This is a genomic window from Mycobacterium sp. TH-M82, from assembly GCF_057473605.1.
The window spans coordinates 19,055-32,648 of sequence record NZ_JBYCKY010000041.1; the positions used below are offsets into that span (position 1 = coordinate 19,055).

A 13,594-nucleotide genomic window follows, 5' to 3' on the forward strand; every position below is an offset into this window, starting at 1 on the left:
GCGCGCGGGCCGTTACCCGGCCCGCAGAATCAGCGCGTCGCCCTGTCCACCCGCCCCGCACAGGGCGGCGACACCGTAGCCGGAGCCGCGGCGCGCCAACTCCAGGGCGACGTGCAGCGCGATGCGGGCTCCCGACATGCCGATCGGGTGCCCGACGGCGATCGCGCCGCCGTTGACGTTGACGATGTCGGGATTCAGCCCCAGCTCGCGGGTCGAGGCCAGCGCGACCGCCGCGAACGCCTCGTTGATCTCCACCACGTCGAGTTGGTCGACCGAGATGCCTTCGCGCCCGAGCGCCTTCCTGATCGCGTTGGCCGGCTGCGACTGCAGCGTCGAATCCGGTCCGGCCACGACGCCGTGCGCACCGATCTCGGCCAGCCACGTCAGGCCCAGCGCCTGGGCTTTCTCCTTGTTCATCACCACGACCGCGGCCGCGCCGTCGGAGATCTGCGACGCCGAACCCGCGGTGATGGTGCCGTCACGGCGGAACGCCGGCTTGAGACCGGCCAGCGATTCGGCGGTGGTGTTGGCGCGGATGCCCTCGTCCTCGGCGAACTGCAGCGGGTCACCCTTGCGCTGCGGGATGTTGACCGGCACCACCTCGTCGGCAAACACCCCGTCCTTCCACGCCGCGGCCGCCCGCTGATGCGAACGCGCGGCGTAGGAGTCCTGCTCCTCGCGGGTGAATTTGTCGACGTCGTTGCGCTGCTCGGTGAGCGCGCCCATCGGCTGGTCGGTGAACACGTCGTACAGGCCGTCGTAGGCCATGTGGTCCAGCACGGTGACGTCGCCGTACTTGTAGCCCGAGCGGCTGTCCATCAGCAGGTGCGGCGCCTTGGTCATGGACTCCTGCCCACCGGCCACCACCACGTCGAACTCTCCGGCGCGAATCAGCTGGTCAGCCAGGGCGATGGCGTCGATACCGGACAGGCACATCTTGTTGATCGTCAGTGCCGGGACGTCCCAGCCGATGCCGGCCGCCACCGCCGCCTGGCGCGCGGGCATCTGACCGGCTCCGGCGGTCAGCACCTGGCCCATGATCACGTACTCGACCAGCGACGCCGGCGCCTCGACGTTCGGGAAGGCCTTTTCCAGCGCGCCGGAAATCGCGATGGCGCCCAGGTCACTGGCCGAAAAGTCCTTCAGCGAACCCATCAGCTTGCCGATGGGAGTACGGGCTCCAGCAACGATCACCGACGTCGTCATGACTATCTCCTTAGGCCTACTAGGCGCTCACTGGGGGCCGATTCCGATCCCCGAAGAAGCGAAATCTTTGCCGTCAGGTTACCGTTGTGAGATGACGACGGATCAAGTTGACGCCCGTCAGTTGCTGTCTACCACGCTCGTGACGGCGGTTGATCATGTCGGCATCGCAGTCCCCGACCTCGACGCGGCCATCGCCTGGTACCACGACCACCTCGGCATGATCCTGGTGCACGAGGAAGTCAACGACGATCAGGGTATCCGTGAGGCCATGCTGGCGGTGCGCGACGCGCCGCCCGGCACCGCACAGATTCAGCTGATGGCCCCGATCGACGACTCGTCGACGATCGCCAAGTTCCTCGACAAGCGCGGGCCGGGCATCCAGCAGATGGCCGTCCGGGTCGGCGACCTCGACGTCATCAGCGAGCACCTGCGCTCCCACGGGGTCCGTCTGGTGTACGAAGCACCCCGCCGCGGTACGGCCAACTCCCGCATCAACTTCGTCCATCCCAAGGATGCCGGCGGAGTCCTCATCGAGCTCGTCGAACCCGCTTCCTGAACGGCTGCGGCATTGAAGGGCCTCACGACCATTTCCGGGTAGGCCGGCGCGTCGCGCGGGCGGCCCAGCACCCCGTGTGCCAGTGCCGGCGGTCCCCGATCCCGGCGTCGTGAGTATCGGTCGGCCAGACCACCACATGCGCGGTGCCCGAACGGATCTCGTGGTCACAGCCGGGGCAGCGGTAGATCTTGACGGCACGCGCCGCCGCGACCGGGCGAACCTCGTATTCGTGCCCGTCGGGTCCCGTCTCGACCCGCCGCGAGACCGCCGACAACGGCACGGGCCGCTGTCGTCGCGGCGGTGTGCGGCGCCGTGCCATGCGGCCAGTCTAATCCGGGGCCCTCAGAACAGCCGGTACTCGTCGCTGTCCATGCCCCGCATCTTGTCGTAATCCAGTGTGAGACAACGAATCCCGCGGTCCTCGGCCAGCGTGCGCGCCTGCGGTTTGATCTGCTGGGCGGCGAACACCCCGTGGACCGGGGCCAGCAGGCTGTCGCGGTTGAGCAGCTCGAGATAACGGGTGAGCTGCTCGACGCCGTCGATCTCGCCGCGCCGCTTGATCTCCACCGCGACCGCCCCGCCCCGCTCGTCGCGGCAGAGCAGATCGACGGGCCCGATCGCGGTCATGTACTCCCGGCGCACTAACGTGTACCCCTCGCCCAGCAGCTGCACGTGCTCGGCGAGCAACGCCTGCAGGTGGGCCTCGACGCCGTCCTTGACCAACCCGGGATCGACGCCCAGGTCGTGGCTGGAGTCATGCTCGACCGCTTCGACGGTGATGCGCAGCTGTTCTCCTGCTTTGTTTTCCACCACCCACACCGGCGCCTCGCCGACGGGCTCCTCGGTCAGCCGGCACGGCGGACTCATCCAGTTCAACGGCTTGTAGGCGCGGTCGTCGGCGTGCACGCTGACCGACCCGTCGGCCTTGAACAGCAACAACCTGCGCGCGGACGGTAAATGCGCGGTGAGCCGGCCGACGTAGTCGACGGTGCATTGGGCAATCACGAGTCGCACCCGACTCACCTTAGAGCGTGGCCGACAAATTAGGCTGACGCCACCATGTCGGCAGAAAAGACGGTGGCACGGCGCCTGGGCCGGGTGCTCGAAGCGGTCACCCGTCAGAGCGGCCGGCTGTCGGAGACCCCGGCGTACGGCTCGCTGCTGCTCGGGCGGGTCACCGAAAGCCAACGGCGCCGGCGCATCCGCATCCAGGTGATCCTGACCGTGCTCGTCGTGGCCGTGAACCTGATCGGCATCGGCGTCGCCCTGCTGTTGGTGACGGTCGCGATCCCCGAGCCGAGCGTGTTCGACGACGCGCCGCTCTGGCTCACGTTCGCGGTGGTGCCCGCCTACATCGCGGTAGCGCTGGCACTGGGCGCGTTCTGGATCACCCGGCGGACCGTGATCGCGCTGCGCTGGTCGATCGAGGAGCGCACACCGACCCGCGAGGACGAGCGCAACACGTTCCTGGCGCCGTGGCGGGTCGCGATCGTCGACATCGTCCTGTGGGGATCCGGCGCGGCGCTGCTGACCACCCTCTACGGGCTGGTCAACGTCTTGTTCGTCCCGCGGTTCCTGTTCGTCGTGACGTTTGCGGGCGTCCTGGTCGCCACCGGGAGCTATCTGGCAACCGAGTTCGCGCTACGTCCGGTGGCCGCGCAGGCGCTCGAGGCGGGACGTCCGCCCCAGCGGCTGACCGCGGGCATCATGGGCCGGACCATGATGGTCTGGTTCTTCGGCTCGGGCGTCCCGGTGATCGGTATCGCGCTGGTGGCCTTCTTCCAGCTCCTGATGCGCAACATGACCGAAACCGAGTTCGCCGTCGGCGTGGTGATGATCTCCACCGCCACGCTGATTTTCGGTTGCCTGTTGATGTGGATCCTGGCGTGGCTGACGGCAACGCCGGTGCGGGTGGTGCGCACGGCGCTCGAGCGGGTCGAGCGCGGCGATCTGCGGGGCAACCTGGTGGTGTTCGACGGGACCGAACTCGGCGAGTTGCAACGCGGTTTCAACGCGATGGTCGACGGCCTGCGTGAACGGGAACGCGTGCGCGACCTGTTCGGCCGGCACGTCGGACGCGAGGTGGCCGCCGCCGCCGAACGCGAGCGCCCGAAGCTGGGCGGGGAAGAACGCCACGTCGCCGTCGTGTTCATCGACATCGTCGGCTCCACCCAGTTGGTGACCAGCCGCCCGCCCGCCGAAGTCGTCGCGGTGCTCAACGGGTTTTTCGGCATCGTCGTCGAGGAGGTCGACCGACACCGCGGCCTGGTCAACAAGTTCGAGGGAGATGCGACGCTGGCCGTGTTCGGCGCCCCGAACCGCCTCGAGCGCCCCGAAGAGGAGGCGCTGGCGGCTGCCCGCCGCATCGCCGAGCGGCTCGGCGAGGAGATGCCCGAATGCCAGGCCGGCATCGGCGTCGCGGCGGGCCAAGTGGTCGCCGGCAACGTCGGCGCCCGGGAACGCTTCGAGTACACCGTGATCGGTGAGCCGGTCAACGAGGCCGCGCGGCTGTGCGAGCTGGCCAAGTCATATCCGGGCCGGTTGCTCGCGACGGCCGGCACGCTCGACGGCGCGAGCGAAAACGAGCGCGCCCGTTGGTCGCTGGGCGAGACGGTCACCCTCCGCGGGCACGAGCGCCCCACCCGGCTCGCCTCGCCCGCCGAGCCCGCTCCCCCGACCGAGTAGACCGCGTCACCGCCGGCCGCGGGGCCGCAGCACGGGTGTCACGAGCTGACCGGTCTGGAGATAGCTGTCCAGATTGCGGATCGCGAGCTGCGCCATCGCCCGTCTCGTCCGGGCCGTCGCGCTGCCGATGTGCGGGAAGAGCACCACGTTGTCGAGCCCGAGCAACTCCGTGGGCACCCGGGGCTCGTCGGCGAAGACGTCCAGGCCCGCGCCGGCCAGCCCGCCGCTGGTCACCAGCTCCACCAGCGCGTCCTGGTCGACCACGCTGCCGCGCGCGATGTTGATCAGGTAGCCCTCGGGCCCCAACGCGTGCAGGACTCTGCGGTCGACCAGGTGGCGCGCTTCGTGATCACCCGTGGTGGCGACGACGAGGACGTCGACCGATTCGGCCAACTCGACCGGAGACTCGGCGTAGCGGTACGGCGACCCTTCGATCCGGTTGCGGTTGTGATAGGCGATGGCACAGTCGAACCCGAGCAGCCTGCTCGCGATGGCCGAACCGATGCGACCGAGGCCCAGGATGCCGACCCGCAGGCCGCTGACGTCCCTGGCGTACGGGAACTGGCCCTCGCGCGCCCATCGGCCGCCCCGCACGTAGCGGTCGGCGGCGCCGAAACGCCGCACCGCCATCAGGATCAGCCCCAGCGCCGTATCGGCGACCGTGTCCGAGAGCACGCCGGGGGTGTTGCTCACGCCGACCCCCAAGCGCTCCGCCGCGTCCAGGTCGATCAGGTCCACACCGGCGCCGTTATTGACGATCGCCTCCAGGCCGGGCAGCGCCGCTATCATCTCCGCGTCGACGCCGGGCCGCCCGGACGTGACCAGCACCCGGACACCGGCCGCGCGCCCCGCCAGGAAATCGGCCCGACCGGGACCGTCGGGCAGCCTGGGGATCCGGTAACGCGCGGCCAGCTCGGCCTCGAAGGTGGGCTCGAACTCGCCGATGCCCAGCACGCCGTCGGGACTCTTCAGCGTCACGCTTCCATCATCGCCCACCATGCCGATGAATTTCCCCACCGATCACGTTGTGACGGAGCTTTTCCCGACCGAACGACTACATCGGCGGCATCAGCACCGTGTCGATCAGGTACACCGTGGCGTTCGCCGTCGGCACGCCACCGCAGACAACGCGGGCGTTTGCGACCCTGAGATCGTTCCCCTGGCCGGTCACGTTCACGTTCGCGCCTTGCAGGGTCTTGTGGGAACCCGCCACCCGAGCCGGACTCAGCTGCCCCTGCACCACGTGATAGGTCAGGATGCTGGTCAGCAGCTTCGAATCGGTCTTGAGCTGGCCGATCGTCGACTCCGGCAGCTTGCCGAAGGCGGCGTCGGTCGGTGCGAACACCGTGTACTGGCCGTTGTCGAGCGTGTCGACCAGGTTCACATCGGGATTCAGCTTGCCGGAAAGCGCGGCGGTCAGCGTCGTCAGCATCGGGTTGTTCGACGCCGCCACCGCGACGGGGACCTGCGACATGCCCTCTACCGATGCGGGACCGCTGGGATTTGCCGCCGCGTAATCCGCGCATCCGGGCCCCACCAGGTCGGCCGCTGCCGCGGTCGGGGCGGTGGTCACGGTGAGACCGATGAGGGTCGCCGCCGCGAAACCCGTCGCCAACATTGAGGTGGTGCGTGCTTTCATGTGTCTGGCCTCCTACGTGTCGGCGACGGTATCCGCCGCCGGATTGGTATCGACACGAGTAGTTCGGAGCTCGAACCGGTTTGGACTGCCGACCGTGCAAATCAATCGCGCCGGGGTTTAGCCGTAGGTGAACGAGTAGATCTGCAACCCCTGGCTGGGGCGAACCTCGAGCGTTCCCGGCGCCAGACGATCGTCGGCGACGATCTGGTGCGACGTCGGCGGACCGCTGATCGGCACCGCAACGGAGTGTCCGCCGCGCGTGACGGTCAGAGTTCCCCTTCCACCGGCGACGACATAGACGTCTTGGGCGTGGTAGTTCAGTTCGATGCCGCACCGGTCCGTGTCGGCCGTCGCGCCCTGGTAGTCCAGCGACCACCGTCCCCGCAGCGCGAAGCTGTCGGCGGCGAGGGCCGGTGGGTAGTCGAACGTCGCGGCCCCTTCGTCGTAACGGCCGCCACCGCCGTAGTTGACGACCTTGCCGACTGCCAAATAAGTCTCCGGGGTGGTCTGTCGGCGGGGAGCGGAGCCGGTCGTGTCCCGCGGCGGCGGCAGCTCGAGTCCGGGATGCGCGTCGACGAGGAGCCGCCGGATCAGCTTCTCGGTGACGCTGTAGTCACCTTCGCCGAACCTGATGTGCCGCACCTGGCCGGCACCGTCGATCAGATATTCCGCGGGCCAGTAGCGGTTTCGGTAGTTCGTCCACGTCGAATACCGGTTGTCGAGGGCGATCGGATACCGGATGCCCAGGTCGGCGGCGCCTTTGGCGACATTGCCGGCCACCTTCTCGAAGGCGTACTCGGGCGTGTGCACCCCGACCACCTCGAACCCGTACTCCTTGTACGCGTCGTACCAGCCGACGACGTGGGGGATGGCGCGCTGGCAGTTGATGCACGAGTACGCCCAGAAATCGATCAGGACAACCTTGCCGCGCAGCGACGCGAGTTCGACCGGCCGGTCCCCGGGTGTGTTCAGCCATTCGGTTATGCCCTTGAGACCCGGTGCCGGGCCGCAGTTTTCGAGCTCCGTGGCACCGTTGCCGCAGTTGGACAGCTGCGCGTTCTGGTCGTTGACGAGGCCACCGAGTTGCAGGTGCTGCCGGATCCCAGGGTCGGCGGCCAGCCTGTCCTGCAGCGATCCGGTGTAGTCGGGCACGGCGGTCTGCAGCGCCGCGGCCACATTGAACACCAAGGCCAGCGCGAGCGAGATCATCAGCAGCCCCGCCGCGATGCGGATCTGCCGCTGGTTGCGCCGGAACACGTTGATCCGCTGGGCTACTCGTTGGCCCGCCAGAGCGAAAACCAGCAAGGGCACGGCGACGCCGAGCGCGAACGCGACCGTCAGCACCGCGGTGACCGGACCGATGGAATCCGTGGCGCCGGCCACCGCGATGGCGGCGAGGACGGGCCCCGCGCAGGGGACATAGAGCGCGCCCAGCGCCAGACCCAGGCCGAACCCGCCGCCGTCCATGCCGATGGATTTTTGCGGGATGCGCGCGAACGGCCGCTCGAGCAGATGCTGGACCGGCGGGAAGATCAGGCCCAGGCCGATCGCGGCGAGCGCGGTGAGCGCGGCCCAGCGGATGGCGTCCTGCGGCAGGTGCAGCAGGGACAGCAGTGCGGAACCGGTCAGCGTGACCAGGCTGAAGCTGACCACCAAGCCGACGACGACCAGGTAGGGCCGCAAGGGCCTCGACCGCTTGCGTTGCGGCACATCGTCGTTGGCGGCGTTTGGGGTGCCCACGAAGAAAATCACCGGAAGCACCGGGAGGATGCACGGCGAGACGCCCGTCAGCAGGCCACCGAGGAAGCCGATCAGCGCTACGGTCAACACGACAGTTATTCGTGGCCGCTGCGGTCCCGGATTGGTGCCTATCGGGAAGAACAGCCCGACCGTGGCCGGGCTGTTCTCGTCTCGCCCGCTCTACTGACCCGGAGGCATCAGCACGGTGTCGATCATGTACGCCGTCGCGTTGGCGGTGCGAACGCCACCGCAGACCAGACCGGCGTCGTTGACCTTGAGGGCGTCACCCTGGCCGGTCACCGTCACGGTGGCGCCCTGCAGGGTCGGGTGGGCGCCGTCGACCCTGGCCGGACTCTCCTGACCCTGCACCACGTGGTAGGTCAGGATGCTCGTGAGCAACGGGGCGTCCGTCTTGAGTTTGTCGATGGTGGCGGCCGGCAGCTTGCCGAAGGCGGCGTCGGTCGGGGCGAACACCGTGTACTGGCCGTTGTTCAGCGTGTCGACCAGGTTGACGTCCGGGTTCAGCTTGCCGGACAGCGCCGACGTCAGGGTGGTCAGCATCGGGTTGTTCGACGCGGCCGTGGCAACCGGGTCCTGGGCCATCCCGGCGACGGAGCCGGGACCGCTGGGGTTCTGCTTGGCGTAGGCGGCGCAACCGGTACCGATCAGGTCGGCAGCGGGGTCGGCCATGGCCGACGTCGTCGTGGGTGCCGCCATGCTCGACGGCGTCGTCTCAGTCGTCGACGACCCGGACGCCGACTTGTTGCTCGAACACGCCGAGAAGCCGACGACCGCGATCGTCGCCAGACCTGCCGCGGCGACTGTTCTGGCCCGAGAGTCCTTCATCGCTTTTGCACTCCTTCATCACGGACGGCCTCCTGCGCCGCCTTTCGACCGGACGCAGGTGATTCGGAGACACCGCGGCCGCGGATGGGTGCGGGCAGTGATCCGTTCAGCGCAGCGGCAACTCGGCCAGTATCGCCCCGGTCGGCTGGGCCGAACCGGTGCCGGGTTCGACGGTGAACGCCAGGGCCGTCGAGGCGCCGAGGTTGGACAGCGTCGCGGTGGTCGAGGGCGCTACCGCCGCCGTGCCCATCGTCCCCGCCGAGGTCGCGCCCTTGGCACTCAGCAACCACATCTGGTAGACGGTGCCCGGTGACGGTGGCGGGACGTTGTTCATCACCAGCACGCCCGCGTTGCGATCACGGGAGAACACCACCGTGGCCGTGCCGTCCGCGAGCGGGCGGGACACCGTTCGCACGTCCGGGGCGGCCAAGACTTGCGCCGCGACCGTCGCGGGGGGATGCGGCCGCATCAGCACGCCGACACCGAAGGCGACCGCTCCGACCACGATTGCGGCCGCCGCGGAAGCCACGGCCGCGTTCCGCCAACCCGACCGCCGCTTGCCGGGGGATTCCGCCGCCGCCAGCGTGGCGGCCCGCAGCCGGGGCGGCGGCTCGACCGCTATCGCCGCCGACGCGACTGCCAGCGTCTCGCGGATGGCGCGGACTTCGGCCTCGAAGGCCGCCGCCAGCGGCCGCGGGGCGGCCGCTACGCGCCGCTCGATGTCGACGCGTTCCGCGTCCGACACGGCGTCGAGCGCGTACGGCGCGGCCAGTTCGAGCAGTTCGAATTCGGTCGGTTCGGTCATCGCACGTCCAGACAGTTCCGCAGGCTCCGCAGCGCGTCGCGCATGCGCGATTTGATCGTCGACAGATTCGCGTCCAACCGCTGCGACACTTCGCTGTAGGTCAATCCCTCGTAATACGCCAACTGGATACACTGCCGCTGCGTGTCGGTCAATGCGTCCAGGCATTCGGTCACCGCACGACGTTCCTCACCGGCGATCGCCGAGTCGACGACCACGTCGCCCGGCGGCTCGGCGCTGGAGGCGGCGTAGCGAGACTCCCGCCTGCTGAACGCCTCCTCGGAGCGCACCCGGTCGACGGCGCGCCGGTGCGCCATGGTCAGCAGCCAGGCCAGAGCCGAACCTCTGGCCGGGTCGTACTCCCCCGCCGTGCGCCACAACTCGAAATAGATCTCCTGGGTCGTTTCCTCGCTGTAGCCAGGGTCACGCAGCACGCGCATCACCAGTCCGTACACGCGGCTTGCGGTGAGGTCGTAGACGGCGGCGAACGCGGCACCGTCGCCGCGCGCGACTCGACGCAGCAATGCGTCCAGCTCGTCGCGCGGTCGTCCACTCATCGATGGGTAGCCTATGTGAGCTCCCGCGCGCCGGTCTTTCTTTCACGCTGGTGATTCGAAGCTGCCGGACAGACGGACGAGCCTTCCCCGCACCCCACTTTGATGTCGCATTCCCGCCAGCTTTGTCGGCGGGCGGGTGTAACTGTGGAGACGTGCACGAAGACTTCGAACGCTGCTACCGGGCCGTGCAGTCCAAGGACGCCCGGTTCGACGGCTGGTTCGTCACCGCCGTGCTCACGACCCGGATCTACTGCCGGCCCAGCTGCCCCGTGCGACCACCCTCTGCCCGCAATGTCTGGTTCCTTCCGACCGCGGCGGCCGCCCAGCGGGCGGGGTTTCGGGCCTGCAAGCGGTGCCGTCCCGATGCGTCGCCGGGCTCCCCCGAATGGAACGTGCGCGGCGACCTCGTCGCCCGCGCCATGCGGTTGATCGCCGACGGCACGGTGGACCGCGAAGGCGTCGGCGGCCTGGCGGCGCGCTTGGGCTACACCGCTCGGCAACTGGAACGTGTGTTGCGCGCCGAAGCCGGCGCCGGCCCGCTCGCGTTGGCCCGCGCGCAGCGGGCGCAGACCGCGCGGCTGCTGATCGAGACCACCGACCTGCCGTTCGCCGACATCGCTTTCGCCGCCGGGTTCTCCAGCATCCGCCAGTTCAATGACACCGTGCGTCTGGTGTTCGAAGGCACGCCGACGGCGATGCGCCGGAGCGTGGCGACTGGGCCACGACGCTCGACATGCGAACCGTCCCCGGGGCCGGTGAACCTGCGGCTGCCGGTCCGCATACCGTTCGCCTACCAGGGCGTGTTCGGCCATCTCGCCGCTACCGCTGTCCCCGGTTGCGAAGAGGTCCGCGCCGGCGCCTACCGGCGCAGCCTGCGGCTTCCCGCCGGCAACGCCGTGGTAGCCCTCACGCCCGCCGCCGACCAAGTGCGCTGCCGCCTGGTGCTCGACGACTTCCGCGATCTCGCCACCGCGATCGCGCGCTTCCGGCGACTGCTGGACCTCGATGCCGATCCCGTGGCGGTGGTCGACGCGCTGGCCGACGACCCGGCGCTCGGGCCCGTCGTGGCTCGGTCCCCGGGGCAGCGCATTCCCCGCACCGTCGACGAAGCCGAACTCGCGGTGCGCGCGGTCCTGGGCCAACAGGTGTCCACCAAGGCCGCAGGGACTCACGCCGGCAGGCTGGCATCGGCTTACGGCGACCCGATTCAGGACCCCGACGGCGAATTGACCCACACGTTCCCCTCGGTCGATCAACTCGCAGAGCTCGATCCGGCACTTCTGGCGGTGCCCGGGGCCCCGCGGCGGACGCTGGCCGCCCTGATCTCCGGCCTCGCCGATGGGCATATCGTGCTGGATGCCGGCAGCGACTGGAGCGGAGCACGTGCCCAATTATTGGCGCTGCCGGGAATCGGCCCCTGGACCGCGGAGGTGATCGCCATGCGCGGGCTCGGTGACCCCGATGCATTTCCCGCCGGTGACCTCGGCTTGAGGCTGGCCGCCGAGCGGCTGGGCTTGCCCAGCCGGCAACGGACCCTCGTCGAGCACAGCGCTCGTTGGCGTCCCCGGCGTTCGTATGCCACCCAACATCTGTGGACCACGCTGCCACATGCGGTAAACCATTGGGAGGTCGCATGATCGAATACCGCACCATCGACAGCCCGATCGGGTCGCTGACCCTGGCCGGGCACGGCACGGTTCTGACCAACCTGCGCATGGTCGACCAGACACACGAACCGAGCCGCGCCGGCTGGTCACCGGCGCCGAGGGCGTTCGGCCACGCGGTCGAGCAGATCCGCGCTTATTTCGCCGGGGAGCTCGTCGAATTCGACCTCGACCTCGACCTGCGGGGAAGCGAGTTCCAACAGCGAGTTTGGCAGGCGCTGTTGACGATTCCGTACGCGGAGACCCGGTCGTACGGACAAATCGCCGCACAGATCGGCGCCCCCGGTGCTGCGCGCGCAGTCGGGTTGGCCAACGGCCGGAACCCGATCGCGATCGTCGTGCCCTGCCATCGCGTCATCGGCGCAGGCGGAAGCCTCACCGGTTACGGCGGGGGGCTCGAGCGCAAACGTGGCCTGCTGGAACTGGAGAAAGGCGGGCGCCGGCGCATGTGAGACACCCGCTGGCGCGACCGGGATCCTGGAGAGCCCGCCGAGGCGACTGCCCTGAGCCCCCCACACCCACGGACGGGCGCACCGCTGCCACGCCCCCCGGCGCAGGGGAGTTCACCGTTCGCTGCCCACAGATCGACGAATCTTGCCAGAAAGGAAAGGAAAGACGCCTAACCTCGAAATTTCACGGTGATGGCGTGGTGGCCTGAGCGGGTTCGGATTGGCGTTTTTTGGCCTCGGGGCGTGCTCGGCGGCCCGAGGGCGTCGGGTGGCACCGGGGTCCTTGGCTCCCGTGGGGTTTTTCGTCTCGTAGGGTCAGGTCGTTGCGGTGGTCAGGTCGGCGCTGGTAGGGCGTCGAGCCTGGTCACGGCGGCAGCCAGCAGGTGCGACCATCGACTGTGGCTGGCCAGGCGCAGGTGGGTCTGGCGGGCGTGGCGGCTGATGCGGGCGGCAATCGAGAACAGCCGCAGGCGTAGCCGTTTGGGTTCCCAACGCCGCGCCGGGTGTGCGGTCAGTGCCAGCATCTGCATCCAGGTGGTCAGCTCGCAGGCCAGTTGAACGATGGCGCACCAGATGCGGTTCTGGTCGAAGCTGTGCAGTGGAAGATTGGTCAGGCCAGTGTCTTTGGCGATGCGGATACGGTCTTCGCAACGGGCCCGGCGCCGGTGGCGTAGTTCCAGGTCGGGGAGCTGGCCGCGGGTAGCGTTGGTAACGAATGCGGTCAGGCGCAGTCCGTTTCGGTCGGTGAACCGCAACTGGGCGCCCGGGTGCGGGCGCTCTTTTCTGATGATCAGTCGCATCCCGGGCGGCCAGTCCGACAGGTCGACCATGCCGGTGGCTTCAGCGACCCAGGCGCCGTCGCGGATGCCGCCGTCGGTGTCATAAGCCGGGGTCCACGCGCGGTCGGGGATCGCATCGATGGCCTCGGTGATGGCCTCGGTCAGGCCGAAGCCGATCGAATACCCCAGTCGCCGTTTGGCCAGGTATTCCAGGAACTTGTGGGTGCCGCCGCCGGCATCGGCCCGCACCAGGACTTTGCGGCCGACCCGATAGGCGGGATCGCCCGGCAGTTGCGCGAGTGCGTCGATGAGTACCTGCTTGTGGTCGGCGGCGGTGTTGGACCCGGCGTTGCCGGGCCGCAGCAGCATCGCCAACGGTTCCCCGGTGCCGGCCTGCCCGTGGTCGGCAAACGCGCACAACGGGTGAAATCCGAAGCCCCGCTTGTATGTTGATGCCGCCTGCTGCTTTTCGGAGTGGGCGGTGACCAAGGGTTGCGTCGATGTCGATGACCAACGGCGTCTCGGCGTCGATCCCGTGATCGGGGGCATCGGGTCCCGCAGCAGACCATGCGGTAGCCCGGGCGGTAGCTCGTGCGGTGTTGATCGCAGCCAACGCGGCATCGGCATCGGCGGCCAACGTGGCGATCAACCGCGACACGGTGGGATCGGAT

13 protein-coding genes and 1 pseudogene are annotated in these 13,594 nt (G+C 68.9%); 4 read left to right on the forward strand and 10 right to left on the reverse strand.

The window, feature by feature from the left end; all coding sequences use genetic code 11:
• Positions 1-12: 12 nt before the first annotated feature.
• A complete protein-coding gene (locus AC2VON_RS01335; protein ID WP_369737654.1) occupies positions 13-1,206 on the reverse strand; it encodes an acetyl-CoA C-acetyltransferase in 1,194 nt (397 codons plus the stop codon).
• 91 nt (positions 1,207-1,297) lie between these two features.
• Between AC2VON_RS01335 and mce the strand changes: the two genes are divergently transcribed.
• A complete protein-coding gene (gene mce, locus AC2VON_RS01340; protein WP_369737653.1) occupies positions 1,298-1,762 on the forward strand; it encodes a methylmalonyl-CoA epimerase in 465 nt (154 codons plus the stop codon).
• A gap of 22 nt (positions 1,763-1,784) precedes the next feature.
• Here mce and AC2VON_RS01345 read toward each other — a convergent pair whose 3' ends face one another.
• Both AC2VON_RS01345 and nucS read right to left on the reverse strand, forming a co-directional pair.
• A complete protein-coding gene (locus tag AC2VON_RS01345) occupies positions 1,785-2,081 on the reverse strand; it encodes a hypothetical protein (RefSeq protein ID WP_369737651.1) in 297 nt (98 codons plus the stop codon).
• Between the two features lie 23 nt (positions 2,082-2,104).
• Complete coding sequence (gene nucS, locus AC2VON_RS01350) at positions 2,105-2,776, reverse strand: endonuclease NucS (RefSeq protein ID WP_369737649.1); 672 nt, start codon at positions 2,774-2,776, stop codon at positions 2,105-2,107.
• 45 nt (positions 2,777-2,821) lie between these two features.
• Between nucS and AC2VON_RS01355 the strand changes: the two genes are divergently transcribed.
• A complete protein-coding gene (locus AC2VON_RS01355) occupies positions 2,822-4,447 on the forward strand; it encodes an adenylate/guanylate cyclase domain-containing protein (RefSeq protein ID WP_369737647.1) in 1,626 nt (541 codons plus the stop codon).
• A gap of 6 nt (positions 4,448-4,453) precedes the next feature.
• Here AC2VON_RS01355 and AC2VON_RS01360 read toward each other — a convergent pair whose 3' ends face one another.
• From AC2VON_RS01360 to AC2VON_RS01385, 6 genes are all read right to left on the reverse strand, one after another.
• Positions 4,454-5,446, reverse strand: coding sequence for a 2-hydroxyacid dehydrogenase (locus AC2VON_RS01360; protein WP_369741492.1), 993 nt, complete (start codon positions 5,444-5,446; stop codon positions 4,454-4,456).
• A 55-nt stretch (positions 5,447-5,501) separates the two neighbouring features.
• Positions 5,502-6,065, reverse strand: a complete 564-nt coding sequence (locus AC2VON_RS01365; protein WP_369741491.1) for a fasciclin domain-containing protein — start codon at positions 6,063-6,065, stop codon at positions 5,502-5,504.
• Between the two features lie 138 nt (positions 6,066-6,203).
• Positions 6,204-7,916, reverse strand: coding sequence for a cytochrome c biogenesis protein DipZ (locus AC2VON_RS01370; protein WP_369737645.1), 1,713 nt, complete (start codon positions 7,914-7,916; stop codon positions 6,204-6,206).
• A 90-nt stretch (positions 7,917-8,006) separates the two neighbouring features.
• Entirely contained in the window at positions 8,007-8,543 is a 537-nt protein-coding gene (locus tag AC2VON_RS01375; RefSeq protein WP_486951331.1) for a fasciclin domain-containing protein, read from the reverse strand.
• A gap of 235 nt (positions 8,544-8,778) precedes the next feature.
• Positions 8,779-9,477: an anti-sigma factor gene (locus tag AC2VON_RS01380; RefSeq protein WP_369737644.1), complete on the reverse strand. Its 699-nt coding sequence runs from the start codon at positions 9,475-9,477 to the stop codon at positions 8,779-8,781.
• A complete protein-coding gene (locus tag AC2VON_RS01385; protein ID WP_369737643.1) occupies positions 9,474-10,031 on the reverse strand; it encodes a sigma-70 family RNA polymerase sigma factor in 558 nt (185 codons plus the stop codon). Before AC2VON_RS01385 ends, AC2VON_RS01380 begins: the two co-directional genes overlap by 4 nt.
• Before the next feature lie 152 nt (positions 10,032-10,183).
• On the opposite strand from AC2VON_RS01385, the gene AC2VON_RS01390 reads away from it, so the two are divergent.
• Together AC2VON_RS01390 and AC2VON_RS01395 are read left to right on the forward strand one after the other, a co-directional pair.
• Entirely contained in the window at positions 10,184-11,668 is a 1,485-nt protein-coding gene (locus tag AC2VON_RS01390; RefSeq protein ID WP_369737642.1) for an AlkA N-terminal domain-containing protein, read from the forward strand.
• The gene (locus AC2VON_RS01395; RefSeq protein ID WP_369737641.1) at positions 11,665-12,147 is read left to right on the forward strand and encodes a methylated-DNA--[protein]-cysteine S-methyltransferase; all 483 of its coding nucleotides are present in this window, start codon (positions 11,665-11,667) and stop codon (positions 12,145-12,147) included. The genes AC2VON_RS01390 and AC2VON_RS01395 overlap by 4 nt, the downstream gene beginning before the upstream one ends.
• 329 nt (positions 12,148-12,476) lie before the next feature.
• Here the strand turns inward: AC2VON_RS01395 and AC2VON_RS01400 are convergent.
• A pseudogene (locus AC2VON_RS01400) lies at positions 12,477-13,594 on the reverse strand (IS1380 family transposase); the annotation flags it as partial.

Bases quoted from the DNA above. Each gene is read 5' to 3' on its own strand.
- AC2VON_RS01335 (WP_369737654.1), bottom strand. From the start codon at position 1,206: ATGACGACGTCGGTGATCGTTGCTGGAGCCCGTACTCCCATCGGCAAG.
- mce (WP_369737653.1), top strand. From the start codon at position 1,298: ATGACGACGGATCAAGTTGACGCCCGTCAGTTGCTGTCTACCACGCTC.
- AC2VON_RS01345 (WP_369737651.1), bottom strand. From the start codon at position 2,081: ATGGCACGGCGCCGCACACCGCCGCGACGACAGCGGCCCGTGCCGTTG.
- AC2VON_RS01355 (WP_369737647.1), top strand. From the start codon at position 2,822: ATGTCGGCAGAAAAGACGGTGGCACGGCGCCTGGGCCGGGTGCTCGAA.
- AC2VON_RS01360 (WP_369741492.1), bottom strand. From the start codon at position 5,446: ATGGTGGGCGATGATGGAAGCGTGACGCTGAAGAGTCCCGACGGCGTG.
- AC2VON_RS01365 (WP_369741491.1), bottom strand. From the start codon at position 6,065: ATGTTGGCGACGGGTTTCGCGGCGGCGACCCTCATCGGTCTCACCGTG.
- AC2VON_RS01375 (WP_486951331.1), bottom strand. From the start codon at position 8,543: ATGGCGGCACCCACGACGACGTCGGCCATGGCCGACCCCGCTGCCGAC.
- AC2VON_RS01380 (WP_369737644.1), bottom strand. From the start codon at position 9,477: ATGACCGAACCGACCGAATTCGAACTGCTCGAACTGGCCGCGCCGTAC.
- AC2VON_RS01385 (WP_369737643.1), bottom strand. From the start codon at position 10,031: ATGAGTGGACGACCGCGCGACGAGCTGGACGCATTGCTGCGTCGAGTC.
- AC2VON_RS01395 (WP_369737641.1), top strand. From the start codon at position 11,665: ATGATCGAATACCGCACCATCGACAGCCCGATCGGGTCGCTGACCCTG.